Raw genomic sequence first — 25,129 nt, 5'->3', positions numbered from 1 at the left:
CAGTCCCTGGAGACCCCCGGCGGCGGCCACGGCGGCGGTGGCGGTAGCACGCTGACCGTTCTCGGCTGCAACTCCGGCCGGCCCAGCAACCTGAGCCTCCTGCTCTGCCACTAGTCCTTCCGTTCCACAGCTTCCAGAACCCGTAGAAACCCGTAGAAACGGAGCACCTCCCATGGTCCTTCTCGACCTGCAGTCCCTGGAGACCCCCGGCGGCGGCCACGGCGGCGGTGGCGGTAGCACGCTGACCGTTCTCGGCTGCAACTCCGGCCGGCCCAGCAACCTGAGCGTCGTGCTCTGCCACTAGTGAGACCCCGTGCCCGGGACGGCCAGCGACGGCGGCCGTCCCGGGCACTCCCCGTTCCGGGGGCCCACGACGTCGAGGCCGTCCCCCGCCTCGGAAAAGCCACCCGAGCCGGAGTCACCGGAGTCACCGGAAAAGCGTGCGAAGTCGGTGAAGTGCGCGAGGTCAGGGAAGTTCGGGAAGTTCGAGGAGGAGCCAACGTGCGGGCAGCGGACCGGCTGGTGGCCGACACCGTACGGCGTGGCGGACCCTGGCTGGCCGTCCTCGTGGTCACCTCCGTCCTGGGCGCGTTCGCGCAGCTCGCGCTCCCGTTCGTGCTGGGCAGGACGGTCGACGAGCTCGTGACCGGTGCGACCGGCACGCCCGGCGGCACCGGCGCGGCGACCTGGCTCGGCGCCTGCGCCGCCGCCGTGATCCTGACCGTGGTCTGCGACACCCTCGGCGTCTGGGCCGCCGGATCGAGCGGCGCGCGATCCTCGGCCTGGCTCAGGAACCTGGTCGTACGCAACGTGCTCGGTGTCGGGCCGGCGATCACCCGCCGGTTCCCCGAGGGGGACCTGGTCACCCGGATGGGCCTGAACACCGAGGAGATCGGGCGCGCCCCCGAGTCGATCGTCACCGGGGCCGCGCTGGTCATCCCCACCGCGGGTGGCGTGGTGGCCCTCACCCTCATCGACCCCCTGCTGACCGTGACGCTGGTCGCCGGGCTCGTCCTCATCGCGCTCGTCCTGCGGGCCTTCCTCACCGTGAGCACCTCCATAGCGGGCGACTACCAGGCGGCGCAGAGCGACATCGCCGCCCGCCTGGTCGACGCCCTCGCCGGGGCCCGTACGATCGCCGCGGCCGGTACCGCCGACCAGGAGCGCGCGCGGGTGCTGACCGCCCTGCCCCGGCTGCGCGCGCACGCCATGCAGATGTGGCGGGCCAACGCGCGGGCCGGCGTGCAGGCGGGGGCGGTGGTCCCGCTGCTGGAGGTGGCCGTGCTCGGGGTGGGCGGGCTGCGCCTGGCCGCCGGGGACCTCACCGCCGGAGAGCTGTACGCCGCCGCTCGCTACGTCGTGCTCGGCGCCGGTCTCGGCTCGGCGCTGGGCTACGTCAGCAGCCTCGCCAGGGCGCGGGCCGCCGCCGCCAGGGTGGGGGAGCTCACCGCCGAGAGCCCGCGGGCCTACGGCACGCGCCCGCTGCCCGCCGGTCCCGGCACTCTCGAACTTCGCGGCGTCGACGCGGGCGGCCTGCGCGACGTCGATCTCGTCATCCCCGGCGGGCAGGCGGTGGCCGTGGTCGGTCGCTCGGGCGCGGGCAAGTCCCTGCTCGCCGCGGTCGCCGGACGGCTGGTTGACCCGGGGCAGGGCACGGTCCTTCTCGACGGCGTGCCGCTGCCCGACCTCTCCCGCGAGGCGCTGCGCCATGCCGTCGGGTACGCCTTCGAGCGCCCGGCGCTGCTCGGCGACACCGTCGGCGCGGCCGTCGCCCTGGGACTCGACGCTTCCGGCGTCGGCCGCGACCGCCACGGGCCTCGTACCGGCACCGGGTCCGGGTACGGCCACCCTTACCGCCGCGACGACGGCGACCGGGACGGCCGGACGGACGGGAAGGGCGAGGTCGTGCGGGCGGCGGCGCGGGCGGCCCGCGCCGACGCCTTCGTCCGGCGGCTTCCCCTGGGGTACGACACGCCGCTGGAGGAGGCGCCCATGTCCGGCGGTGAGCGGCAGCGGCTCGGGCTGGCCCGCGCCTTCGCGCAGGGGTGGCGCCTGCTCATCCTGGACGACGCCACCTCCAGCCTGGACACCGTCACCGAGCGCCAGGTCGCCCGCGCGCTCTCCAGGGAACTGGGCGACCGCACGCGCCTGATCGTGACCCACCGGGCGGCGACCGCCGCCGCGGCCGACCGGGTGATCTGGCTGGACGACGGCCGGGTACGCGCGTACGGCGGCCATCGCGCGCTCTGGGCCGACCCGGCCTACCGGGCCGTCTTCCAGACGGGCACGCCCTCCCGAGCCGTCCTTCAGACAGGCACGCCCTTCCAGACGGAAACGTCCCCTCGGACGGTCACGCCTTTCCGAACGGACACCTCCTCACAGACGGACACACCTCTCCGAACGGGCGCCTCCTCGCAGACGGACACGCCCTTCCAGGCCGACGTCTCCTCCCGGGCCGACGCCTCCTCTCAGGCCGAGGCGCCCTTCCGGGCAAGCGCCTCCTTCCGGGCGGGTACCTCGTGAGCACTCCGGACGGGCACGTCGTCACCAGGCCCCTCCGGCGGGCGCTCGGGAGGGACCCGTACCAGCTGGTGAGGCTCGCGGGCTGGTCCGTCGCGGAGACGGCGCCCTCGCTGGTCATCGGCCTGGCCATCGCGCGGGCGATCGACGACGGCTTCGGCGCGGGACGCCCGGCGACCGGGTTCGCCTGGCTCGCCCTGCTCGGCGGCGCGTGGCTGCTGGCCGCGGTCGGCGCTCGGCAGGTGGTGATGGCCGTCGCCTCGATCGTGGAGCCGTTCCGCGAGGAGTTGCTCGCGCACGTCGTCGACGACGCGCTGCGCCACTCGGTCACGTCCGGGCGGGGATCGGGGGCGGCGGCGGTGGCCCGCTCCAACCTGCAGGTCGAGCTGGCCCGCGACGCCTTCGCCTCGGTCATCACGGTGGTCAGGTCGTTCGCGTTCACCGTGGTGAGCGTCGTGCTCGGGCTGGCGACCCTCGTGCCCGAGGTGCTCGCGCTGGTGCTGCCCCCCTTCGTCGCGGGCCTCGTCGTCTTCCTGCTGTCGCTGCGCGCCCTGGCCCGGCGGCAGCGGGACTTCATCCTGGCCGACGAGCGCACCGCCGAGGCGCTGGCCACCATGGTGGGCGGGCTGCGCGACATCACCGCCTGCCGGGCCGAGGAGCGGGTGGCCGACGACGTCGGCCTGCGGGTGGCGGAACAGGCCCGCGCGGCCCGGTCGCTGGCACGGGTGACCGCGCTGCGCACGCTGTCCCTGGCGGTGGGCGGCTGGCTGCCGGTCCTGCTGGTGCTGGCCGGTACCCCCTGGCTGGTGGGCGAGGGCGCGGGCACCGGGGTGATCCTGGGCGCGCTGGCCTACGTCACGCAGTCGCTGGCGCCCGCGCTCGGCAACCTCGTGGAGGGGCTGGGCATCAACGGGGTGCGGCTGCGGGTGGCGCTCGGCCGGCTGCTGCGCGACGGCGACCCGCCCGTACGGGCGCGCGGGCGGCTCGCGGCGCGGGACACGAACGAGGCGGCCGAGCTGCGCGGCGTGACGTTCGCGTACGGCCCGCACGCGGAACCGGTGATCGACGGCCTGGACCTGGTGGTCCCCGAGGGGGACCACATCGCCGTCGTGGGGCCCAGCGGCATCGGCAAGTCCACGCTCGCCGCGCTCCTGACCGGGGTGCTCGCGCCGGACTCGGGCCGGGTTTTGGTGCGCGGGGTGCCCGCCGACCGGCTCGACCCCGCCGACCGGGTGCTGATCCCGCAGGAGGCGTACGTCTTCCGCGGCTCCCTGCTGGAGAACCTGACCTACCTGGCCGGCACCTCCCCGGCCGGCGCTTCCCCGTTCGACACCTCCCTGGCCGACGCCTCGCGGGAGTCGATGGACAGCGTGGACGGCGCGGTGGCCGCGGTCGGCCTGACGGACCTGGTGGCGCGGCTGGGCGGCTACTCCGCCGAGATCCATCCGGGACTGCTGTCGCCCGCGGAGCGGCAGCTGGTCGCCCTGGCTCGCGCCTACCTCGCCCCGGCCCGGCTGGTGATCCTCGACGAGGCGACGTGCCACCTGGACCCGGTGGCCGAGGCCCGCGCCGAGGAGGCCTTCGCCCGCCGGGGCGGCACGCTCCTCGTCATCGCCCACCGGCTGACCTCCGCCCTGCGCGCCCGGCGGATCCTCGTGATGGACGGCACCAGCGTCCGGCTGGGCACGCACGAGGAGATGCTCGCCACCTCCCCGCTCTACGCCGACCTCGCCGGGCAGTGGGACCCGTCGGGCGCGCAGGAGCTGGTGCCTTGACATCCTCCCCCGCCTGAAGGCGGGGGATTCCAACAGCAACTACCCCACAAGGAGGAGGTCGCGTTGAGGTTCACGGTTCACAGGCTCCGGCAACCCGAAGCCTCCCCGCGCAGCCACCGCATGCCCTGCGGCGGTGTCGCGAACGTTCTTCGCCGCGTTCACATCGGCGTGCGCCCGGTGCCCACAGGCGACGCACAGGAAGAGAGCTTGGCTCTCGCGACTCTCCCCAGCGAGGTGCTTGCAGGCGTTGCAGGTCTGCGACGTGTAACGCGGGTCGATCTTCTGAACGCGTCCCGGAGCTTTCTGTTCCAGCCGCTCAACCAGTCGGCCCCACCCCGCAGCGAGGATGCCACGGTTCAGGCCCGCTTTCTGACGGACGTTCCGCCCCGGTGCTTCGACGGTGCCCTTGGCCGACCGCGTCATGTTGCCGATCTTCAGATCTTCGACCGCGATCACGTCGAAACGGCGGGCCAGGCCGGTCGAGGTCTTCTCGACCCAGTCTTTGCGCCGGTCGGCCTCGCGGGCTTTCAGCTTCGCTATGGCGGCCTTGACCATGCCACGCCGGTTCGACTCCCGCTTCGCTCGCGCGAGTTTCCGCTGCAACCTCAGCAGCCGCGTCTTCTCGGCGCCGCGCAGGGTGGGCGCGTTCAGCAACTCGCCCGTGGACAGCGCCGCCGACACGGCCACGCCACGGTCCACGCCAACGACCTCACCCGAACCGGGTGCGGGAACCGGCTCAGGGAGCGAGGCGAACGCCACATGCCAGCGGCCCGCCCGGTCACGGGTGACGCGGTAGGACCTCACGTCGTCACCTACGGGCCGCGACCAGCGAAACCGCACCCACCCAACCTTCGGGATCCGAACCTCGCCGACGTTGCGCGACACACGGCGTACGTCACCAGGTTTGAACGCGACGATCCGGAACCCTTCGCCCCGCCCACGTTTACGCCACGTCGGCTTACGGTGGGTCGTGCCGAAGAAGTTCGCCATGGCCTGGGCGAAGTCCTTGAGCGCCTGTTGCTGAACGATGATCGACCCGCCACGCAGCCACGCGAACTCAGCGCGAGCCTCCGTCAACTGGCGGCACTGCTCGGCGAAACCCGGCGCCGATTTACGGCCCCGCTGCCAGTGAGCGTGCTGCTCAACAGCCAAATTCCATACGTATCGGGCGTGTCCGCAGTGCTCCAGCAGTGCCGCCTCTTGGGCGCGCGTTGGCTGGAGCCGAAAGCGGGACACGTCAATCAACCTACCGAAGCCCACCGACAAAACCCGGAGACCCTCATCCGCGACCGTTCCGCGTTTCCTCCCCGCCCTGAAGGACGGGGCATCCACGCTGCAGGTGCTTGGTGACGTCCGCACCGCGTTTCCCGTCCAGAGTCCGAGCCCAAGGTCTCCGAACCGGAGGAATCCGATGATCTACCCTCCCGCCGAGCGGCGACCGGTCGTCGACCACCTTCACGGCCACGCCGTGCCCGACCCGTACCGGTGGCTGGAGGATCCGGACAGCCCGGAGACCCGGAGCTGGACGGCGGCCCAGGAGGAGCTCTGGCGCGAGCACGCCGGCACGCTGCCGGGCCGCGACCTGTGGCGCTCGCGGGTGGCCGCGCTGACCGGGGCCGGGACGGTCGGCACGCCGATGTGGCGCGGCGGGAGCCGGTTCTTCCTGCGCCGTACGGCGGCGCAGGAGCACGCGGTCCTCTACCGCACCGGTCCCGGCGGGGTGGAGGAGGCGCTGATCGACCCGATGGAGCTCGACCCGAGCGGGTTGACCACGCTCGACCAGTGGCAGCCCGACCTGGACGGCAGGCTGGTGGCGTACCAGCTGTCCAGGAGCGGCGACGAGCGCTCGGAGCTGCGGGTGATGGAGGTCGCCACCCGCCGGGTGGTGGACGGCCCGATCGACCGCTGCCGGTACGCGCCCGTGGCGTGGCTGCCCGACGGGAAGGCGTTCTTCTACGTCCGCTCCCGCCAGGTCCGCCTGCACCGGCTCGGCACCCCCGCCGAGGACGACACCGTGATCATGGCCGAGGAGCGCTCGTACGGGCTGGGGATCAGTTACAACGGGCGCTGGCTGACGGTCTCGGCGATGGCGGGCGACGGCGGCAACGACCTCTGGCTCGCCGACCTGGCGTCCTCCTCCCCCGAGCGCCCCGACCTGCGGGTGATCCAGCGGGCGGCGGGCGCGGTGACGGCGCCCGCCGTGGGCCGTGACGGGCGCCTGTACCTGCTCACCACCCTGGACGCGCCGAGGGGACGGCTGTGCGTGGCCGACCCGGCGCGGCCGGGCCCCGAGCACTGGGTCGACCTGGTCGAGGAGGATCCGGAGGCGGTGATCGGCGAGTTCGCGATCGCCGGGCAGTCCCTCCTGGTGGGCTGGACCCGGCACGCGGTCAGCGAGATCAGCGTCCACGACCTGGCCACCGGCGGATTGCGCGGGCTGGTGCCGCTGCCCGGACTCGGTTCGGCCGGGGGGATGGCCACCCGTCCCGAGGGCGGCCACGAGGTGTGGTTCACCTATACCGACAGCGTCACACCCTCGGGGGTGCACCGCTACGACACGCGCACCGGGGAGACCTCACCGTGGAGCGCCGCGCCCGGCGCCGTGGAGGTGCCCGAGCTGGAGGCCCGCCAGGTGGTCTGCGCCTCGGCGGACGGCACCCCGGTGCGGATGGTCGTGCTGGCCCGCCCCGGCTCGGGCCCCAGGCCTGCGATCCTGTACGGCTACGGCGGGTTCGGGCTCTCGCTCACGCCGTCGTACTCCAGCTACATCCTGCCCTGGGTCGAGGCGGGCGGGGTCTTCGCCCTCGCCCAGCTGCGCGGCGGCGGCGAGGAGGGCGCGGCCTGGCACCGCGACGGCATGCTGGAGCGCAAGCAGAACGTCTTCGACGACTTCGCGGCGGCGGCCGAGAAGCTCGTCGCGGACGGCTGGACCACCCCCGAGCGGCTGGCCGCGTGCGGCGAGTCGAACGGCGGGCTGCTGGTGGGCGCCGCGCTGACCCAGCGCCCCGACCTGTTCGCCGCCGCCGTCTGCTCGGCGCCGCTGCTCGACATGGTGAGGTACGAGCGGTCAGGGCTCGGCCCGGCGTGGCGTTCGGAGTACGGTTCGGCCGACGACCCCGAGCAGCTGGGCTGGCTGCTGGGCTACTCCCCCTACCACCGGGTCACCGAGGGCGTCGACTACCCGGCCACGCTGCTGACCACCTTCGGCGGCGACTCCCGCGTCGACCCCATGCACGCGCGCAAGATGTGCGCGGCGCTGCAGGCGGCGACGTCGGGCCCGCGGCCGATCCTGCTGCGCCACGAGGGCGACGTCGGCCACGGCTCCCGCTCGACGGGCCGCGCCGTCGGCCTGGCGGCGGACATGCTCGCCTTCCTCGCCGCCCACACCGGTCTGGAGGCCGGTACGTGATACTCAGGCGTCGGTGTCCTTGGGATGGCGGGTCGAGGCGTAGACGAGATGGACGGTTCTCCGGGACTCGTCGACGAGGTGACGCACGCGGCCGCCCGCGATGACCTCGTACTCCCACTGCGGATATTCGCGACCACCCAGAGTCCCGGTGGCGAGACGGCCTCGCAGGCGGTGCTGCCGATCGGGGGCGTCCTGCGACAGCGGCGCGTCACGCAGCGCCTCGAAACAGCGCCGGGTGTTGCCCGCGGCCTCGGCGCACAGATCGGCCCACCCCTTGGCCGCCTCACTGGTCGCGAACCGCAGATGCCACTCGTCACCGATCGGCGGCGGGGCCACCGCGCTTGGGACTCACGACGCGATCACCTCGCCGTGATCGTCGTCGGGCAGCGCGCGGGTGAGCTGCGCGGTCAGTGACGGGTCGGCGAGGACGCGGGCGGTGGCACGCCATTCGACGATGAGCCGGTGCAGGGTGGCGTGGACGTCCAGCTCGACCGCGTCGCGCGTGGCGTCGACCAGCTCCTGGACGAACTCCTTCTTCTCGTCCAGGGAAAGGTGTCTCACCCAGGGGAAGACCGTGGGCAGGGCGTGCAGGACGGCGCGGCTGCCCTCGTCGCTGGCGAGGAGGGCCGCGACCATGCGGGCCGCGATGTCCGCGGTCTCCTCCCGCTGCCGGTCGTGCCGCGCGGTGGAGATGAACAGGTCTTCCCCGTCTCTGCGCTTCACCTGCACCCGGTGAACGCGATCGAGGGTCTCGGCGACTCGTTTGGAGTGCTTCGACAGGTCGGAGAACGGGACGGTCGGCGTAACCATGCCACACGGTACTTCGGAACGTGTTCCGAAGTACCGCGGGTCGGGCCGTTCGACGAGGTCACCTCATGCACGGCTGGCACAGGCTCAGCCGCTGATGATCCGTTCGACCAGTTCGGGGACCCATTCGACGTACTCCACCTCCGGTCCTCCGGCGTGCCGGGCGTAGAGGAAACGGCCGGTGGCGCTCGTGCCCATATCGGTGGTGATCTCGGCGCCGTGTTCCCGCAAGGCGCGGATCTGCTCGTCGAGGTCGGAGACGATGACGGTCGCGGAGGCGTGGGCGTACTTCGCGCGCTCCTGTGGGGGTCCGGCCACGACGAGGAAGTCGCCGATGGCGGCCAGCTCGACGCCGTCGAAGGCGAACCGCAGGTCGGGGTCGGCTCCGACCATCTCGCGCAGCAGGGGCAGGACCAGGTCGAGGTCGTCGGCCCACAGGCGGCCGTAGGTCTTCAGGATCGTCATGGCGCTTCTCCCCGTCAGTCATGCTCTCTTGTGGTTACCCGGTAACCGTAGGAGAGTGTGCGTTGGCGTGGAAGGACGCACTTTACGGAGAGAGGGGCACCTCGCGGTGACCGAGCAGCTCAGCCCCGTGCCACACCGGGCGGACCTGACCCGCGCCGACTCGCTGGCGCGCGAGATCTTCATCGGGATCGCCAACAAGTGGGCACTGCTGATCGTCAACGTGATGGGCGAGCGCACGCTGCGCTTCACCGAGCTGCGCGCCGAGATCGAGGGCATCAGCCACAAGATGCTGACCCAGACGTTGCGCGGGCTGGAACGCGACGGGCTCGTGGACCGGGTGGTCCACCCGACGGTGCCCCCGCGCGTGGAGTACACCCTGACCGTCGCGGGCCGGGACCTGCGCGACACCGTCAACGGCATCTGCGGCTGGACCCGACGGCATCTGGACCACATCGAGGAGGCCCGCGACCGCTACGACAGCGCGGCCCGGGGGTGAGCGTTCGCGCCTTCCGATCGCCTGTCGGCCCGGTCGGCTACGGGACCGGCCCCGGTCAGCCGCGATGACCGCTGCCCGAAGCCGCGCGCGGGCCGCGGAAGGCGCGCCGGTAGGCGTGCGGGGTGGTTCCCAGGTGCCGGGCGAAGTGGTGGCGCAGCGTGGCGACCGACCCGAACCCGGCTCGTTCGGCGACGAGGGTGATCGGCTCGTCGGTGCTCTCCAGATGGCGCTGGGCCAGCAGGACGCGCTGGCCGGTGAGCCACTGGAGCGGCGTGGTGCCGATCTCCCGGTGGAAGCGGCGGGCGAAGGTGCGCGGTGACATGTTGGCCCGGCGGGCCATCCTCTCCACGGTCAGCTCCCGGTGGAGGTTGGCCTCCAGCCAGGTCAGCAGTGACGCGAGGTGCCCGGCCCCCGGCTCGGGGTCCGGGCGTCTGACGTACTGGGTCTGGCCGCCGTCGCGGTACGGGGGCGCCACCATGCGCCGGGCGATGTCGCCTGCGACGGTGCCGCCGTGCTCCTTGCGGACCAGGTGCAGGCAGGCGTCGATCCCGGCGGCGGTGCCCGCGCCGGTGATGACCGGGTCCTCGTCGACGTAGAGGACGTCCGGCTCCACCCGGGTCAGCGGGTAGCGGCGGGCGAGCTCCGCACCGTGGCGCCAGTGGGTGGTGCAGCGGCGGCCGTCCAGCAGGCCGGCCTGCCCGAGCAGGAAGGCGCCGGAGCAGATGCTGAGCACGCGGGCCCCACGCCGCACCGCCGCCCGCAGCGCCTCGGACAGCTCCTCCGGCTGCCGTACGTCCGGATCCGAGGCCGGGACGCCGATGAGGTCCGCCGACTCCAGCCGCTCCAGCCCGTACGGGGTCTCGATGCGGAAGCCGTGCCTGGTGCGGACACTCTCGCCCGTGGCGGAGACGACCGCGAAGTCGTAGGCGGGCAGGCCGTCGTCGCTGCGGTCGATGCCGAAGACCTCGCAGAACACCCCCAGCTCGAAGGCGTGCGCGCCGTCGAGGGCGAGGACGGCGACGTCGCGCAGCATGGGGACCTCCTGGTGAAGGTACGTGCCCGGGGCAGTGAGTGGCAGGAATTTCACCATGTTAGTCATTTCTGCCACTTTCTGGGACGGCGAGCCGCTGGGAGGCTGGTCATCGGGCCGGCGGGGCCCGTTCCGGCGACCTCCTCACCTCCGACACCTCCGACAGCTAGGCACACGATGATCACCGATATCGAAGAGACCTCCATCAGGGCGGCCCAGGTCCTGCGTACGCTCGCGCTCGACGAGGAGCTCAAGTGGCGGGTGCCCGCGGACCCCGTGCTGGGCCCCCTCGCCCGGCGGGTGGCCCGCCGCTTCGTGGCCGGGGAGACCCTCGCGGACGCGCTGGAGCGCGTGACGGGGATCCTCGCGAGCGGCCACCGCGCGAACGTCGAGTACATGGGAGAGAGCTGCCGTGACCCGGAGCGGGCCCTGGCGGAGACGGCCGTGTTCGTCGACGCCGCCCGGCTGCTCCCGCCGCGGTGCTCGGTCTCCCTCGACCTCTCGCACATCGGCCTCGCGATCGACGAGGAACTCGCCCTCGGCAACGCCGTCCGCGTCGCGGAGGCGACCGCCGGCACCGGACGGGAGATGGTCATCTCCGCGGAGGGCTCCGACCGCACCGACGCGGTCCTGTCTGTGCACCGCAGGTTGTGCGAGCGATTCGACCACGTCGGGGTCACCGTCCAGGCGAGACTGCACCGCACCGATGACGACCTGCCGGGACTCCTCGCCCTGCCGGGCCGGATCCGCCTGGTCAAGGGCGCCTTCCTGGAGCCGGAGACCGTCGCCTACGCGCGCGAGGACCCCGCGCTGGCCGCCGCCTACCTGCGCCACGCCGAGTCGCTGGCCGACTCCGGGCACCTGTGCTCGTTCGCGACCCACGACTGGGACCTGATCCGCCGCGTCGACCGTCACCTCGGCGGCGCGGGCCGTGCCGACGCGCCGTGGGAGTTCGAGACCCTCCTGGGCCTCGGCCCCGACCGCCTCGCCGCGATGGCCGAACGCGGCCATCCCACCCGCGAGTACGTCGTCTTCGGCACCGAGTGGTGGCTGTACGTGTGCAACCGGCTGGCCGAGGACCCCGGGCGCCTGCTCCAGGCCCTCGTCGACGCCGCCGCCTAGCCGGCGTCCGGCTCCCGCAAGCCCTCGGGCCGGGACCCGGGAGAGCGGGCGAGCCAGGTGGTCGGGTGCTGCCTGACCTGGTCGATGGAGGTCAGGGCGGCGCCGATGACGGCGGCGTCCGGGCCGAGCAGGGCGGGCCGGATCGTGACGGGTGCCCACGCGGCGCTGAGGACGCGCCGGTCGATCTCCGCCCTGATGTTCGCGGTGAGCCAGGACGACAGCAGCGAGAAACTCCCGCCCAGCAGGACGGTGTCGATGTCGAGGATGTTGAGCGTGTCGGCCAGCGCGACGCCCAGCGTGGTCCCGGCGCGGTCGAGCGCGGCGAGCGTGGCGGGCCTGCCCTCCTCGGCGCGGCCGGTGACGGCGGTGTCGGGGGTGGTACCGGCGGGCGCGGGCTCGTCGCCGAGGATCGCCGGGAGGCTCGCGTACGTCTGCAGGCAGCCGCGCGAGCCGCACGGGCAGGGCTCGCCGTCGGGGTACACCGTGACGTGCCCGAGCTCGCCGCTCCAGCCGCGGGCACCGCGCAGGAGGCGCCCGTCCAGGACGATGCCCGCGCCGATGCCGAGCCCGCCGGAGACGTAGACGAAGCTGCTGGGCGCGTTGTCGCCGGCGTAGAGCTCGCCGAGCGCGGCGAGGTTCGCCTGGTTGTCGACGGTGAGCGGCAGATCGAGGGGGCCGAGGTGGTCCAGGGCGGCGCGCAGCAGTGCCCCGGCGTCGACCTCGCGCCAGCCGAGCTCGGGCGCGGACCGCACGACGCCCGCGTGGACGGGGCCGGGGACGGCGAGGGTGGCGGTGACGACGGTGAGGTCCTCCGCGGTCACGGCCTCGATCGCGGCACGGGCCATGTGGGCCAGGCGGGCCAGCACGTCGGGGGCGTCCGCGCCGGCGTACGTCGAGGGGGCGAACGCCAGGTGGCGGACGGTGCCAGTGAGGTCGACGACGCAGGCCGCCAGCGCGTCGGCGCGGATGTCGAGCCCCAGCCCGGCCGGTCCCCTGTCGGACAGGGTGAGGCCGACGCGGGGACGGCCCGCGCGCCCGTTGCGGGTCAGGCCCGTCTCGGTGAGGAGGCTGCCCGCCAGGAGCTCCTCGGCGATGCGCGTGATGGTGGGACGGGCCAGGCCGGTGACCGTGGCCAGCTCGGTGCGGGAGACGGGGCGCCCGGTCGCGACGATGTGCCGGAAGATCAGTTCGAGGTTGAGGGGACGCAGGTTCTCCTGCCGGACCGGGCTTTCCGGCTGCCGGGGCCGGCTCGGCCGGATGTTCCCGGTCATGTCGCCGCCCGGGCGGTGGCGGCGAGCCCGGCGGCGGCCGCGGGAGACAGGGTGCCGTCGGCCACCACGGTGACGACGTGCCGCTCGACGCTCTCGCCCGCGGCGAGCGTGAACGGCTCCTCCCAGGTCAGCGACGAGCAGACGCCGAGGTAGTCGCGGGCGCGGACGAACCACCTGTTTCGCGCGGTGGCCTCGTCCGCGGGGGTGAAGAGCGTCGTCCAGGGGCGTCCTTCGTGGTCGACGCCGGTGACGGCGACCCATTCGGCGGTGTGGCCGTGGACGCGGCGCAGGTCCGTACCGGCCGGGCTGAGGACCCCGGCGACGGCGGCGACCTCGGGGCCGCGCCAGAAGATGCCGCCGTAACCGGCGCCAGCCCGGCCCAGCGCGGCCGGGCTGCGGAACGTCAGCGGCCGACCGGCGACGTTGGTGAGCCGGGTCCGGACACCGAGCGACCAGGCGGTCTCGTCGATCCACCGGCAGCTGATCGAGCGTCGTTCCCGCAGCAGCGTCGCCTGCCGGGCGTCCCAGGAGAGGGTGTGGGCCAGCTCGGTGCTCGTGCGGCGCAGCCAGCGCCGGTGGCTCTGCGTGCCGTGGTTGTCCAGCCAGGCCGGGCCGTGGCCCGCGACGAAGGTGCGCCCGCCCCAGAAGTTGTGCCCGTCGAGCTCGGGGAAGGCGACGCCGAACCCGAACTGGTAGGGATGCGAATCGGGGGCGGCGTCGGTGACGGTGACCCCGGCCAGCGTGCGTACGGGATGCAGGTAGGGCCTCGGGGACACCGACAGGGGAAGGTCGGGCCGCCAGACGTACCGGGCGACGTCGTGTCCGCGCAGCCGCAGCACGGCGACGCCTCGGGACCGGTCGGCGAGCACCGGGTGTACGCCGGGAGCGTGCATGCTCGCCTCGCCGCCTCTCTCCGCCCTGTCCCTCGTCCTCGTCCTCGCCCCTCGGTCCGCCTCGGCGAGGCCGGGGATCTCGTCCGGGGGGCGTCGTGCTCGTCCGAGCGTAGGGCGGTACGGGGGTTCTCGGGGAGGGGTGGGCGGTCAGTTGAACGAGCGGTAGCGGCTCATGATCGGCTCGGTCAGGTCGTCGGACCACAGCCAGCCCGCCTCCCTGGCGATCCTGACCGCCTCGACGCGCGTGCGGGCGTCGACCTTGGTGAGGATGCGCGCCAGGTAGTTCCGCACCGTGCCGCCGGACAGGCAGAGGCGGTCGGCGATCTCTCCCACCGGCGCCCCCTCGGCCGCGGCCTGCAGGACCTCCAGCTCGCGGGCGGTGAGCGGGTTCCGCTTGGCGTTGAGGGCGGCGACGGCCAGTTCGGGGTCGACGACCCGCTCACCGGCGGCCACCCGGCGTACGCAGTCCGCGAGCTGGCCCGCGGGGGCGTCCTTGACGACGAAGCCGCGCGCCCCGGCGTCCAGGGCCCGGCGCAGCGCGGCCGGGTTCGCGAGCCCGGTCAGGATCACCGTCCCGCACTCGGGGAGGCTGCGGTGCAGTTCCGCCGTCGCGGTGAGGCCGTCGGTGCCGGGCAGGCCGATGTCGACGAGCGCGACGTCCGGCCGGTGCAGCAGGCAGGAGCGGACCACCTCGTCGCCGTGACCGACCTCGGCGACGACCTTGATGTCGCTCTCCAGGGAGAGCAGGGCGACCATGGCCCCTCGGACGAGATGCATGTCCTCGGCGATCAGGACGCTGATCATGAATCGTCTCCCCCTTGCTACACCGCGCTCTCATCTGGCCCGGGGACACTACCCAAGGAAGTCGGGTGACTACCGCAAGTCCGAGTTAAACACGAAAGACGAGGCATTGAGGTGCGATCGCCGCAGGTGAGAGCGCCAGAGTGCGGCGAATTGCCCTCTTTCTTGTTTATGTCCCTTGAGCGGTTCGACGATTTCGAAGGGCGGCGACGGCCTTTCACAGGTGCCCGGTCCGGTCTGAACCGCGGCGGCGACCGTCTCTCCGGCGTGGCGCCGTGCGGTGGTCGTCGAGACCCCGGACCGCGGCGTCACACCGGGGCGGCGGCCTCGTGGTGTTCCATCAGGACGTCGGTCAGCAGGTAACCGCCGCGTATCAGGTGGACCAGCGGGCGGGCGCGCAGTTCCTCGTAGTGGCCGGCTATCCGGACCGCCGCCGCGCCCGGGGTGGCGGCGCTCGTCCACAGCGGCCTGTCCCGTTCCGCGGAGACGGGGACGACCCACCAGAAGCGGCACGCGTCGTCCAGGCGGGCGACCAGGCCGTAGTAGACGGAGACGACGACCTTTCCGGACGGCAGGCTGTGGACGTCCGCCGGGATGTTGTGGGATTGGGCCAGCAGGGCCGCCAGTTCACGGGCCCGGAGCTCGACTGGGGGGAGGGCTTCGGGGGTTCTGTGATCAACGGTCACGCTGGCGAGGGTAGGGAGGTCGGGGAGCCCGTCTCAACGATGTTGCGAGATGTTGCGCGTTCACCCCCGGCGAACCCTGCCCCTCTCCTCACGAACCTCCGCCTCCCTCCTCGTGAACCCCTGCCCCTCTCCTCGCGACTCTCCGCCTCCCCTCCTCGCGCCCTCCTTGCCTCCCGGGCCTCCCGGGCCTCCCGGGCCTCCCGGGCCTCCCGGGCCTCCCGGGCCTCCCGGGCCTCCCGGGCCTCCCGGGCCTCCCGGTCTCTCGCGGGAACCCCCTCAGGACGTCACCTCTCGCGGAACCCGGCGGCCGCGGCCCGCAGCAGGTCACGGGCCTCCCTGCCGTACGCCGCGGCGCCGCTCAGCGCCTGGAACGCCTTCTCGTACACGACCACGTCGCTGGGGGCCTTGTGCTGGATCTGGCCGGGCACGGTGTCGATGCGGACCCGGTTGGCGTCGTATATCCAGAAGTTCTCCGGCGGCATGAGCGGCGGCCTGATCGTCGCGGGGACGATGCCGAAGGACACGTTCGCGGTGCCGGAGGTCAGCTCCGCCAGCCGGTCGAGCTGGGCGACCATCTGCTCGGGGCCGACCAGCGGCATGTGCAGCGCCTGCTCTCCTACGACGAACGCGAACCGCTTGCTCCCGTTGCGCAGGACCTCCTGCTGTTTCAGCCTCGCCGCGACCGCGGCCTCGATGTCGTCGGGGATGCCCCGGAAGTCGATGATGGCGCGCAGGTGGCCCCGGGCGTAGTCGCCGGTCTGGAGCAGGCCGGGGACGGCCGAGTGCTGCCAGACGCGGAACTGGTGGGTCTTGTCGTACAGCGGCTGGAAGGAGCGTTGCACGTGGCCGAGGCCGCTCTCCTCCAGGCGGCGCCAGTCGGTGTACATCGCGTCGATGTTCTGGGCGGCCGCGATGAGGTCGACCACCTGCTCGTCCGCGTCGCAGGCCTCGCACCACGTGCGGATGTCCGCCTGGTTGGGCATCTGGACCGCGTTCTCGATCTTGGAGATCTTGGTGTGGTCCAGGCCGGTCTTCGCCGCCAGCGCTCGCCCCGTCAGCCCGGCGTCGGCGCGGAGCGCCCTGAGCCTGGCGGCGAGGATGCCTTTGGCCTCGTCGATGCGTGCTGTGGAGGTCGCCATCTCCATCACCTTGTCACCGCGGGGGGTTGATCCTCCGACCGTACGACGGATGTTGCGATCTGTCTCAAATGTTGCGAATAGTTGTGGCGTGCGGGCGCTTCTCGGCGGTCCGGGTCAGGACTGTCGGGCGCAAGCCTTACGGTAGGGCGCGTGCCAGAGACGAACCACGAGATCACGCTCGACTCGGCCCTCACCGAGGAGGCCGTGCTCTCGACCTACCGCCGCATGTTCGCGGCGCTCGCCCGCGACAGCGGCGCGGTGGTGGACGACCCCGCGCTGGTCGACATCGCCGAGACGCTGTTCGCGGCGTTCGCCGAGGCGGGCGAGGAGTGGCTGACCCACGAGCAGATGCGCCACGTCTGCCGGGCCTACCCGCTCGACCGGTTCGAGAACCGGCTGCGGGTCCTGCGCGGTCTCGGCGCGATCCGCGAGGTGTTCCCCAAGCCCAACCAGCTCCGCTACCGCGCGTCGTTCACCAGCGTGGTCGGGCTGATGTTCATCCGCCGGATGATGGACGACGGCGGCCAGTCGGAGATGCACCGCCTGCTCGCGCTGGAGGACCTCAACGTGGCCGACCCCCGCACGACGATGGAGGAGGCCCGCGCCAGTGCCCAGAACCTGTCGCGCGCCTTCCGCCTGTGGGCGCTGGAGCTGATCACCCTGACCGGCGGCACCATCGAGGAGCTGCGCGAGCAGGCGCCCAAGCTGTGGGGCACCGAGGAGATCGCCCGGCGGGCGCAGAGCCTGCACGGCACCATCCTCACCCGCTGGCCCGACCTCGACCGCACCTGCACCGAGCTGCGCGCCGCCATCTACTCCTACAGCGACGCCTCGCGCCGCGCCGCCGGACGCCTGGCCGACTCCGCGGGCACGACGAGGAACCTGACGCTGCTCCCCGCGGAGACCTGGCGCACCTTCGCGCAGACCGCGAGCAGGGAGCGCCTGGCCTCGGTGCTCGACGGGTTCGTCTTCGACGCCCCCGCCCCCTGGCACGACCCGGCGGCGATCGTCAGGGCCGTGGACGAGAGCCCCCGCCCCGCGCCCGCCCAGCCCACTCCCCCGCGCTCGGCCCTGCCCGACCCCGGGCCCGCCGACGCCCACGACCCCGGCACCGACGGCCTCGACCACCTGGCCGCCGTGGCCGAGGCCGCGCTCGCCGGGCGCTCCACCGCCCGGCTGGAGGAGCTGCTCACCGCCGACGGCGACTGGGTCTCCGCCCGCCGCCTGCTGGCCGACCTCGTCTCCGCCGACCTGCGTCCCGACTCCCCCTACCGCCTGCGCTGGTCCGACGGCCTCACCGCCGACCCCGGCGGCGAGCCCGCCTGGCTCTCCCACGGCCACCTCGAAAGGACCGGCGGTGCCGGCTGACCCGCGACACACACCGGCCGCGACCCACATCCGCGAACCCGCTTCGGGTGTGCCGGTTTCGGCCATGACGGCCCTCGCGCACATCCGCGCCAGGGCGGGCGGTCCTCTCCCGCTCGGAGCCGGGCAGGCGGCTCCCGCCGGGATGGCCCGGCTGGGGCGCGGCGACGGGACGGGCCTGGCGCTGCCGGTCTGGCCCGACGGGGCGACCCCGTCGCTCCTGGAGGAGTACCAGGTGACGCCGGTGGCGGTGGAACGATCCGGGGAGACCCGGCGGGTGCTGGCCGCGGCGCTGCGGTGCTGCTGGACCGACCTGTCCGCCGACCCCTGGCCGGGCGGCACGGCCACCGTCGACGACGTGCTGTCTGCGTACCGGGCGCTGATCGGGCGCGGCGACGACCTCATGCGCAACTGGGCGGTCGGCGCGCTGCGCCGCCTGCACGACTCGGCCTGGCTGGAGGTCTCCGGCGGTCTCGTACGGCTCGGCCCCCGGTGCGCCTCCTGGCCCGCCGCGTCGCACGCCCAGCTGCGGGAGCTGATGCGCCGCCTGCCCGCCGGTGAGGAGGCCCCGGGCGGCCTTGAGGTGCTCCCGGTCGCCGAGGGCGCCCCCGACGACGCGGAGGCGGGGGCCGGTGTCACGGTTCCCGAGGAGGTGGACGAGGATCTGCTCGGCCCGTTCGACGAGCGGCGCAGGGCGGAGGTCGTGGCGGCCTTCATGGCGGTGGAGCACGCGGCCGAGCCGGTGCACGAGGCCCGCTTTCCCGCGCTGCGCGACCCGGTGCTGCGCCGTGCGCTCGCCGGGATGCTGGAGCGCCGCGGCCGGGTCCTCGTCCACGACCGCGACGCGTGGACCTCGGGCTACGCGGCAGAGACGCTCACGGGCGGCGGCGCGCCTTCCGGGCCGGACATGACCTCGGGAGCGGAGACGGCTCCGGGTGCGGGTGCGGCCCCGGAAGAGGACTCGGGCGTGAGTTCGGGGGCGGTGAGCCCTGCCGCGACCTCGGGAACCGGCTCCGGAGCGAGCCTTGCCGCGAGCCCCGGAACGCGCCCGGGGATGGGCCTGGGAACGGGCTCGGCCCTGGGTGAGTCCGAGCGGGCGGTTCTGGTGCTCGTGCTGATCCACTCGGTGGCGATCCCGCGGGCCGACGGCCTGCTGCCCGCCGACAGCTGGCTCTCCCCGTTCCCCGCGCAGGTCGACGAGCTCCGGCGGCACACCAGGCTGCCGATCGGCGAGCTGGACGCCGCGCTGCGCGTGCTGCGCCACGCGGGTCTGGTCACCCAGGTGAAGGCCGGTGAGGAGGCCGGGGGCTACGTGCCGGGGCCGCAGTTCCACCGGCTGACCCCGCAGGCCAGGCGCCGCCTGCAGGAGGAGCTGATCCTCGCGGCGGGACCGCACACCCCGCTGGCGGCGGCCGTACGGGCCAACCGGCGGTGAGCGGGCGCGGAAAGACCGCCCCTCGCGACGAGTCGGACGACGGGGCTCCGGAGGGCTCGACGCCCCCAGCGCCGGAGGGCTCGACGACCCCGACGCCAGGCGGGCGCGAGGAGACCGCCTCCCATGATGAGCCGGACCCGGGACGGGGCACCGGAGAGCCGGTGCTCCAGGCGCCGGAAGCAGGACGGAAGAAGGGAACGACGGGGTTGACCGACCAGCGGAACCAGGCCGCGAAGAGCCCACGCGGGAGCCGAGCCGGGGCTGAGGCCGGGGCCAGGACTGGAGCTGAGACCGGGGCTGAGGCCATGGCCGGAGCTGAAGCCGGTACCGGGGCCAGGACTGAGGCCGATGCCGGGGCCGGGGCAAAGGCCATGGCCGAGGCCGGGGCCAGAGCCGGGGCTGAAGCCGATGCCGGGGCCGGGGCAAAGCCTGGGACCGGGGCTGAGGCCATGGCCGGAGCTGAAGCCGGTACCGGGGCCAGGACTGAGGCCGATGCCGGGGCCGGGGCAAAGGACAGGGCTGAGGCCGGGGTCGGGGTCGGGAAGGCTTCTCGGGCCGAGGCCGGCGGAGCCGGTCGCACCGGGAACGTCCGGGCGAAGGGCGCCCGGAGCGGGGGCACCACGGCATCGGAGACCGCCGGGAACCCGGGCGGGACGCAGGCGACCCTGGTCCCCGTGGAGACGATCCGCGCCACCGCCCCGAGCGAGAACGTGGTGGGCGACCGGGTGCTGGTCGCCGTGCAGCCGGTCAACATCTCCCGGCTCTCGACCCACCCGGTGCCGACCGTGCCGGGCACGCTGATCGTGGTCGCGGGCGCGGGCCCGAAGGACTCCAACGGCGCGGGCAAGTCGTCGTTCATCGCGATGATCACCGCGCTGCTCGGGGACGAGCAGTGGCGTTTCGCCTCGGGCGCCAAATCCGTCGCCGAGCTGCTGTTCAACGCCGAGCTCGCGGCGGGCGGGGGCGGCCGGACGTGGGCCAGCGCCGACCACGGCTACATCGTCGGCGTCTTCGCACCGGCCGCCTCCGTGCACACCGACTCCGTACATACCGACTCCGTGCGCACCGGCCCCGTCCGCACCGGTCCCGCGAGCGGCGACCCCGTGAACGGTGACCCCGTGAACGGTGACCCCGTGAACGGTGGCTCTCCGGACACCGGCTCCCCGGACACCGGCGACCTCGGCCACACTTCCCTGAACGACGCCGTGACCGTGTGGTTGCGGGTCAACCAGGAGGCCCCGCACCTGGAGATCCGGTGGACCCCGGGGGTGCACCTGGCGGCGGCGGCCTCGGAGGCGGAGCGGGTGGCGCGGGCCGACGAGCTGTGGGCGGCGCTGCCCCGCTCGGCGGGGCGCCGCGACGTGGTGGCGCGCGACCTGACCAGGTTCCTGTACGGCGACCGCGTCAGGTGCGTGTCGTTCCTGTCGACCTCGGTACGGAGCAAGGTCGCCACCAACCTGCTCTCCCAGCCGCTCAACGAGATCTCCCCCGAACGGGTCTTCGAGGCGATCGCCGCGCTGACCGGCCTGGACGCCGAGCTCGACCAGGAGCGGGAGGCCCGCCGCGACGAGCACGCCCGGCGGGTGCGGGCGACACGGGCCATGGAGCTGCTCCGGGAGTTCGAGGGCGAGTCCCGTACGCTCCTGGAGACCTTCGACAGGCGCGACCGGGCCCGTGTCCGGCTGGCCGACGCGCTGCGCTGCTGGCGGGGGCGGCTGGCGCGCAGGCTGACCGACGCCGGGCAGCGGGACGAGGCGCTCGCGGCCGAGCTGGAGCGGGTCCGCGCGGCGGGCGACCGTGCCAAGGAGGCGATCGCCGAGGTCAGGGCCGAGATCGCCACGCTCAAGGACGACACCCTGGAGCGCGGGCTGGCCGAGGCCCGCAGGGAGCTGACCACCCTGCAGGCGCGCGCGGCGAAGCTGGACGCCGACCGGGCGGTGGCGGAGAACTCGGTCGACGAGCTGCGCGGCTGGATCCCGGGCCTTGAGGAGCAGCGCCGCCTGGCCGACGGGCGCGACGTGGCGACGGCGGGTGCCGAGCTGGCCGAGGCCAGGACGCGGCTGAACGAGGCGCTGAAGGCGCTGGGCGTGGCCGACCGGGAGGCCGAGGGGGCGAAGGCCGCGCTGGACGACGCCGAGGGCGGCCCGGCGGCCGCCCAGCTCGACGCGCTCGCCGGGGCGGGTGTCGGGGCGACCGGCCTGCTCGACGCGATCGACGTCGCCGAGCAGGCGCGTGACGACGAGGCCGCGCCGCATCGAGGCGACCCGCTGGGAGCCCGCGGCTGGCCGCACGAGCACGCGGTGATCGTCGACGCGGCCGACCTGGAGGCCGCCGCGCGGGCACTGGACGGGCTGCCCGGATCGGTGCTGGTCAGCGCGGCGGGTGTCACCGTCGTGGGATCGTTCGAGGTCGCGGTCACCGGCAGGGAGGCCCGCATCAAGGCGGCCGAGCAGCGCCTGCACCGGGCACGCGACACGCAGGAGAGCGCGGCGGCGGTCGTACGGGCCGCCGAGGACGCCGTGGCCGAGGCGGGCAGGAGGCTTGAGGGGGCGAAGGCGTCCGTGCAGCTGGCCGACATCGAGCGGCGGCTGGCCGAGCGGCGGGGCGCGCTCACCGGGCTGTCCGAGGCGCTGGCCGGGATCGGGCCGAAGGTGGACGAGGCCGAGCGCCGGGCGAGCGGCCTGGACTTCCGGGCCCGTACGAGGAACATGGAGATCGAGCGGCTGGAGGGCCGCAGGGCCCGGCACGAGTCCGACCGCGACCAGGCCTCGGAGCAGGCGGCGAGGATCACCGCCGACCGTGACGCGCTCGGGCTGGACGCGCTCGCCGGCGACTGGGGCGGCACAGTCGACGGGGCCCGCGAGTGGCTGGGCGCCCTGGACGAGCAGGAGCGCCCGCTGACGTCCGAGGAGTGGTGGCGGGCCGCGGAGCGCCGCCTGGACGAGGCTCTGCGCGACACCTTCCCCGGCGAGGACGAGGAGATGCCCGAGGAGTTGCGCTTCCTGGTCAGGGAACGGGCCGCGCCCGGCGCCGGGCGCACCGCCCGCGAGCAGGCGACGTTCCCCGGCGTGTGCTCGGCGCTCGCGTCCTACCTGCGCGGCCAGGAGGAGTACGAGCGGCACCGGCGCCGCCAGATCGAGACGCAGATCGTCACCCGGCAGCGCGACCTGACGGCCGCCGCCAGGGGCGCGGAGGAGGCCGCCCAGTCCACCGCCGTGCACCGGGCCGCGCTGACCGCCGCGATCAGGGCGCGGCTCACCCGGGTGGCCGAGGAGTTCGACAAGCTCGACACCTCCTACGGCGGTTACGGCGCGACGCTGGAGTTCCCCGTCCCGCCCGCGCCCGCCGACCCCGAGCAGCGCTGGGCGTGGCGGGTGACGCCCAAGTGGCGCCGGGGCGAGGGGCAGGGCTTCGTGCCGTACAACCGGCGGGCCAACACCGCACTGATGGACGAGAAGGCGGTGAAGCTGGTCTGCGCGGCGGCGATCGCGTCCTCGGGCGGCGGGCACCTGTGCCTCGTCCTCGACGAGCTGGGCCGCAACCTCGGCAAGGAGCACCGCAGGGAGGCCGTGGCGCTGTTCCGCCGCATCGGCGAGACGTACGGGATCACGGTGATCGGCGCGCTCCAGGACGACATGGAGCCCTACGCCGTCGACGCCTGCGGGCAGTACGTCAAGCTGCGCCGCTCCTCCGACGCCATGCCGTACAACGAGCCGCCGGTCGTCATCGGCCACGACCTGCACGCCGAGCGGGTGCGCGCCCTGGCCTCCGCGGTGAGCCGGTAGGCCGATCGGCGGGTGAGCGCCGAACGCGTTCGGGCGGCGCTCACCGGTCCAGGGTGACCTCCGGGTCCTTCCGTCGTCACGGAAGAGGGTTCGCGATGCCGCGCGTCGTGAGTTTCGCGTCCTGGAGGGAGCCCGGTGCGGAGGGACGCGCCTCGCCCGCACCGGTCAGGCTCCGGCGGCCGCGCGTCTCACCGATGCCGGCGGGTCTCTCGGCGTGCCCGGCTGAATCGACCTGTGCCCCCACCCGCCGCCCGGCCGGAGATCGTGGCGACGCCCCATGACATAAACGGCGACGCGAAGGACGCCCAGGATGAACGTTCGGGCGGTTCTGTAACTTCAGAACGGGAGATATCTTTAAATTCCCCACGCCTCAACTCGCACGCCCTATATCCTGCGCGAAGTCACGTTTCCAGAGGAGCGCCCAGAGGGAGCCGGTGTGGCGTTGTCATGGGGCGATCTCCCGGTCGGAAGGGTGCTCCGCCTTGCCGGAGTCGATTACAACATTGACGCCAATGTAGTGGAATTGTTGCTGAACCCCTTATCGGAGACCGGCCCCGCCATTGTCACTTACACGGCGACCGAAGACGGTTCGGTCTCGGAGTTGGTGGAATCCGTCCTCCGCGAGCTGGAAACACTGGCCATCGAGCTTTTCCCGGCCTGGTTGCCCGGAGGGGAGAGGCTCTCCGGCCCCGGCGGCGGCGGAGTGGCGGCGGCGAGGATTCTCGCGACGCGCCTGGCATCGGGCACCCGTCATTCCGGACCGTTCCTGGCCGATCTCGCCGCCCGGGCCATCCGGCACAACAGCCCGCCGGTTCCCGGACAGCGCGTCCCCGAAGGACGATCGTTCCCCGCGGAGTCTCGGGCGGCCGGTCTGGCCCGGGTCATCGCCTCCACGTTCGGCCGCGAATCGGCGGCGCTGGTCGTCCACGTGCCGGAGCAACTGACCTCCCACGGGGAGACACTCCTGGTCGCCGGATGTGAGTGGCTGGCGCACCGGAGCGGCATGGGGATCTGGCTCGTCGGCCCCGAGCTGCGCCGCGTCGAGACCCTGCACCTGGAGGTGCCCGCGGCGGTCAGGAGACTGGCCGGAGAGATGACCGCACCACCGCCCACCGCGACGGCGGGAGTGCCACCGATCGCCGGAAGCCCGCACGCGGGGAGCGTGGTCGAGCGGGCGATGGAGGCGGCCCTGGCGGAATGCGCGTGGGCTCATGGCCGGACGTGGAATCAGACGTACCAGTCAACAGACCCGTTGTTCGTGATGATTCGCACGGATCTGATGTGGGCTCCGGAGAAGTGCGTCGTGGAACTCGACGGACCGGAACACGAGACGCTCGCCCAAATGGAACGTGACCGGATTCGCGACCGGCACCTGGAACGTGACGGGTTCACGGTGCTGCGATTCACCAACCAGCAGGTGATGAACGATCTGGGGGCGGTTCTGCGCCACCTCGAGGAATTCCTCCGGGGCCGACGCCTCGGAATGAACGAAGGAGCAGGCTGATGTCCGAAGGAAGACTCACGTATCGGCAGGTCGCGGTTCTGCTCGTGCTGAGGGAGCTCAAAACCGCGTTGGCCCACAAGGAATTGAAAGAGGAGTGGGGCCTGGACCTCGACGCCAAGAACCGCGCGGGTCTCGTCGACGCCAAGCTGATCGAATTGGAGACCAGGGCCCGTCGAGCTCTGTGGTACACGATCACACCGGCAGGTGAAGAGCGCGCGATCGAGGAAGTACGCGCGGGAGTCCCGGTGACCTCCCGCTCGGGCAAGACACTGGCCCTGCTGTACCTGCGGTCCCTCACGACGCCCGGAGCGGCGACCCCGGCCGTCGAGGAACCCGTTCGGGCGCCGGTGACGCCGGTGTCGCCGGAGGAGGTGGAAGACCGGATTCGCGAGGCGTACGCGAAGATCACGCCCGGCGCCGGCCGGTGGGCCGCGATGACCAGGCTGCGAGCCCTCCTGACGGACATCGACCGGGACCTCCAGGACGACGTCCTGCGCGCCATGATGGTGGAGGGACGGGTGGACATCGAGCCCGTCGCGATCTTGGGGGACCTGCGACCCGAGGACCACGCCGCCGCGATCGTCATCGGCAGCACACCCAACCATCAGTTCCGCGTCGGAGCGTGA

General features: G+C 73.3%; 22 protein-coding genes. 12 read left to right on the top strand and 10 right to left on the bottom strand.

Going from position 1 to position 25,129, the window contains the following annotated elements:
* Positions 1 to 6 precede the first annotated feature (6 nt).
* The 4 genes from ACFYWM_RS40985 to ACFYWM_RS40970 all read left to right on the top strand — a co-directional run bounded on the left by ACFYWM_RS40985 (position 7) and on the right by ACFYWM_RS40970 (position 4,295).
* Positions 7 to 114: a SapB/AmfS family lanthipeptide gene (locus tag ACFYWM_RS40985; RefSeq protein WP_389926086.1), complete on the top strand. Its 108-nt coding sequence runs from the start codon at positions 7 to 9 to the stop codon at positions 112 to 114.
* Positions 115 to 172: 58 nt separating this feature from the next.
* Positions 173 to 304, top strand: a complete 132-nt coding sequence (locus ACFYWM_RS40980) for a SapB/AmfS family lanthipeptide (protein ID WP_389926064.1) — start codon at positions 173 to 175, stop codon at positions 302 to 304.
* Positions 305 to 501: 197 nt separating this feature from the next.
* The gene (locus ACFYWM_RS40975; protein WP_389926061.1) at positions 502 to 2,523 is read left to right on the top strand and encodes an ABC transporter ATP-binding protein; all 2,022 of its coding nucleotides are present in this window, start codon (positions 502 to 504) and stop codon (positions 2,521 to 2,523) included.
* Complete coding sequence (locus ACFYWM_RS40970) at positions 2,520 to 4,295, top strand: ATP-binding cassette domain-containing protein (protein WP_389926059.1); 1,776 nt, start codon at positions 2,520 to 2,522, stop codon at positions 4,293 to 4,295. Before ACFYWM_RS40975 ends, ACFYWM_RS40970 begins: the two co-directional genes overlap by 4 nt.
* A gap of 39 nt (positions 4,296 to 4,334) precedes the next feature.
* Here the strand turns inward: ACFYWM_RS40970 and ACFYWM_RS40965 are convergent, their stop codons facing one another.
* Positions 4,335 to 5,531, bottom strand: coding sequence for an RNA-guided endonuclease InsQ/TnpB family protein (locus ACFYWM_RS40965; protein ID WP_389926056.1), 1,197 nt, complete (start codon positions 5,529 to 5,531; stop codon positions 4,335 to 4,337).
* A 175-nt stretch (positions 5,532 to 5,706) separates the two neighbouring features.
* Between ACFYWM_RS40965 and ACFYWM_RS40960 the strand changes: the two genes are divergently transcribed.
* Positions 5,707 to 7,704 carry a prolyl oligopeptidase family protein gene (locus ACFYWM_RS40960; RefSeq protein WP_389926054.1) on the top strand — a complete coding sequence of 666 codons (1,998 nt, stop codon included), beginning with the start codon at positions 5,707 to 5,709 and terminating at the stop codon, positions 7,702 to 7,704.
* A 3-nt stretch (positions 7,705 to 7,707) separates the two neighbouring features.
* Here the strand turns inward: ACFYWM_RS40960 and ACFYWM_RS40955 are convergent, their stop codons facing one another.
* The 3 genes from ACFYWM_RS40955 to ACFYWM_RS40945 form a co-directional block, all read right to left on the bottom strand.
* Entirely contained in the window at positions 7,708 to 8,040 is a 333-nt protein-coding gene (locus tag ACFYWM_RS40955) for a hypothetical protein (protein WP_389926052.1), read from the bottom strand.
* A gap of 12 nt (positions 8,041 to 8,052) precedes the next feature.
* The gene (locus ACFYWM_RS40950) at positions 8,053 to 8,514 is read right to left on the bottom strand and encodes a hypothetical protein (RefSeq protein WP_389926049.1); all 462 of its coding nucleotides are present in this window, start codon (positions 8,512 to 8,514) and stop codon (positions 8,053 to 8,055) included.
* A gap of 84 nt (positions 8,515 to 8,598) precedes the next feature.
* Complete coding sequence (locus ACFYWM_RS40945) at positions 8,599 to 8,976, bottom strand: hypothetical protein (RefSeq protein ID WP_389926047.1); 378 nt, start codon at positions 8,974 to 8,976, stop codon at positions 8,599 to 8,601.
* A gap of 106 nt (positions 8,977 to 9,082) precedes the next feature.
* Between ACFYWM_RS40945 and ACFYWM_RS40940 the strand changes: the two genes are divergently transcribed.
* Complete coding sequence (locus ACFYWM_RS40940; RefSeq protein ID WP_389926045.1) at positions 9,083 to 9,472, top strand: winged helix-turn-helix transcriptional regulator; 390 nt, start codon at positions 9,083 to 9,085, stop codon at positions 9,470 to 9,472.
* A 55-nt stretch (positions 9,473 to 9,527) separates the two neighbouring features.
* Here ACFYWM_RS40940 and ACFYWM_RS40935 read toward each other — a convergent pair whose 3' ends face one another.
* Entirely contained in the window at positions 9,528 to 10,505 is a 978-nt protein-coding gene (locus ACFYWM_RS40935) for a helix-turn-helix domain-containing protein (RefSeq protein WP_389926043.1), read from the bottom strand.
* 174 nt (positions 10,506 to 10,679) lie between these two features.
* Between ACFYWM_RS40935 and ACFYWM_RS40930 the strand changes: the two genes are divergently transcribed.
* Positions 10,680 to 11,624, top strand: coding sequence for a proline dehydrogenase family protein (locus ACFYWM_RS40930; protein ID WP_389926040.1), 945 nt, complete (start codon positions 10,680 to 10,682; stop codon positions 11,622 to 11,624).
* Here the strand turns inward: ACFYWM_RS40930 and ACFYWM_RS40925 are convergent.
* The 5 genes from ACFYWM_RS40925 to ACFYWM_RS40905 all read right to left on the bottom strand — a co-directional run bounded on the left by ACFYWM_RS40925 (position 11,621) and on the right by ACFYWM_RS40905 (position 16,414).
* Positions 11,621 to 12,895 (bottom strand): ROK family protein, encoded by a 1,275-nt coding sequence (locus ACFYWM_RS40925; protein ID WP_389926037.1) that lies wholly within the window; start codon positions 12,893 to 12,895, stop codon positions 11,621 to 11,623. The two genes, ACFYWM_RS40930 and ACFYWM_RS40925, sit on opposite strands and share 4 nt — an antisense overlap.
* Entirely contained in the window at positions 12,892 to 13,788 is an 897-nt protein-coding gene (locus ACFYWM_RS40920) for a PmoA family protein (RefSeq protein ID WP_389926034.1), read from the bottom strand. The genes ACFYWM_RS40925 and ACFYWM_RS40920 overlap by 4 nt, the downstream gene beginning before the upstream one ends.
* A 147-nt stretch (positions 13,789 to 13,935) precedes the next feature.
* Complete coding sequence (locus tag ACFYWM_RS40915; RefSeq protein ID WP_389926031.1) at positions 13,936 to 14,592, bottom strand: DNA-binding response regulator; 657 nt, start codon at positions 14,590 to 14,592, stop codon at positions 13,936 to 13,938.
* Positions 14,593 to 14,897: 305 nt separating this feature from the next.
* Positions 14,898 to 15,275, bottom strand: coding sequence for a hypothetical protein (locus ACFYWM_RS40910; protein ID WP_389926028.1), 378 nt, complete (start codon positions 15,273 to 15,275; stop codon positions 14,898 to 14,900).
* 284 nt (positions 15,276 to 15,559) lie between these two features.
* On the bottom strand, positions 15,560 to 16,414 hold the full coding sequence (locus tag ACFYWM_RS40905; RefSeq protein ID WP_389926025.1) for a helix-turn-helix domain-containing protein: 855 nt from the start codon (positions 16,412 to 16,414) through the stop codon (positions 15,560 to 15,562).
* A 150-nt stretch (positions 16,415 to 16,564) separates the two neighbouring features.
* Here ACFYWM_RS40905 and ACFYWM_RS40900 point away from each other — a divergent pair, with 150 nt between their 5' ends.
* The 5 genes from ACFYWM_RS40900 (at position 16,565) to ACFYWM_RS40880 (ending at position 25,129) form a co-directional block, all read left to right on the top strand.
* Positions 16,565 to 17,782, top strand: coding sequence for a hypothetical protein (locus ACFYWM_RS40900; protein ID WP_389926023.1), 1,218 nt, complete (start codon positions 16,565 to 16,567; stop codon positions 17,780 to 17,782).
* Positions 17,783 to 17,846: 64 nt separating this feature from the next.
* On the top strand, positions 17,847 to 19,214 hold the full coding sequence (locus tag ACFYWM_RS40895) for a hypothetical protein (RefSeq protein ID WP_389926020.1): 1,368 nt from the start codon (positions 17,847 to 17,849) through the stop codon (positions 19,212 to 19,214).
* Between the two features lie 674 nt (positions 19,215 to 19,888).
* Positions 19,889 to 22,999 (top strand): chromosome partitioning protein ParA, encoded by a 3,111-nt coding sequence (locus ACFYWM_RS40890; protein ID WP_389926018.1) that lies wholly within the window; start codon positions 19,889 to 19,891, stop codon positions 22,997 to 22,999.
* Positions 23,000 to 23,435: 436 nt separating this feature from the next.
* Positions 23,436 to 24,503: an endonuclease domain-containing protein gene (locus ACFYWM_RS40885; protein ID WP_389926015.1), complete on the top strand. Its 1,068-nt coding sequence runs from the start codon at positions 23,436 to 23,438 to the stop codon at positions 24,501 to 24,503.
* Positions 24,503 to 25,129 carry a hypothetical protein gene (locus ACFYWM_RS40880; protein WP_389926013.1) on the top strand — a complete coding sequence of 209 codons (627 nt, stop codon included), beginning with the start codon at positions 24,503 to 24,505 and terminating at the stop codon, positions 25,127 to 25,129. The genes ACFYWM_RS40885 and ACFYWM_RS40880 overlap by 1 nt, the downstream gene beginning before the upstream one ends.

This window comes from Streptosporangium sp. NPDC002721 (genome assembly GCF_042888905.1).
Classification (GTDB): Bacteria; Actinomycetota; Actinomycetes; order Streptosporangiales; family Streptosporangiaceae; genus Streptosporangium.
Note: the sequence above shows the minus strand (reverse complement) of the source record. Positions and strands in the feature narration are given on the sequence as shown.

Excerpts from the sequence above, each read along its gene's own strand:
- ACFYWM_RS40980 (WP_389926064.1), top strand. The coding sequence starts at position 173 with ATGGTCCTTCTCGACCTGCAGTCCCTGGAGACCCCCGGCGGCGGCCAC.
- ACFYWM_RS40960 (WP_389926054.1), top strand. The coding sequence starts at position 5,707 with ATGATCTACCCTCCCGCCGAGCGGCGACCGGTCGTCGACCACCTTCAC.
- ACFYWM_RS40950 (WP_389926049.1), bottom strand. The coding sequence starts at position 8,514 with ATGGTTACGCCGACCGTCCCGTTCTCCGACCTGTCGAAGCACTCCAAA.
- ACFYWM_RS40945 (WP_389926047.1), bottom strand. The coding sequence starts at position 8,976 with ATGACGATCCTGAAGACCTACGGCCGCCTGTGGGCCGACGACCTCGAC.
- ACFYWM_RS40935 (WP_389926043.1), bottom strand. The coding sequence starts at position 10,505 with ATGCTGCGCGACGTCGCCGTCCTCGCCCTCGACGGCGCGCACGCCTTC.
- ACFYWM_RS40930 (WP_389926040.1), top strand. The coding sequence starts at position 10,680 with ATGATCACCGATATCGAAGAGACCTCCATCAGGGCGGCCCAGGTCCTG.
- ACFYWM_RS40925 (WP_389926037.1), bottom strand. The coding sequence starts at position 12,895 with ATGACCGGGAACATCCGGCCGAGCCGGCCCCGGCAGCCGGAAAGCCCG.
- ACFYWM_RS40920 (WP_389926034.1), bottom strand. The coding sequence starts at position 13,788 with ATGCACGCTCCCGGCGTACACCCGGTGCTCGCCGACCGGTCCCGAGGC.
- ACFYWM_RS40915 (WP_389926031.1), bottom strand. The coding sequence starts at position 14,592 with ATGATCAGCGTCCTGATCGCCGAGGACATGCATCTCGTCCGAGGGGCC.
- ACFYWM_RS40905 (WP_389926025.1), bottom strand. The coding sequence starts at position 16,414 with ATGGCGACCTCCACAGCACGCATCGACGAGGCCAAAGGCATCCTCGCC.
- ACFYWM_RS40895 (WP_389926020.1), top strand. The coding sequence starts at position 17,847 with ATGACGGCCCTCGCGCACATCCGCGCCAGGGCGGGCGGTCCTCTCCCG.
- ACFYWM_RS40880 (WP_389926013.1), top strand. The coding sequence starts at position 24,503 with ATGTCCGAAGGAAGACTCACGTATCGGCAGGTCGCGGTTCTGCTCGTG.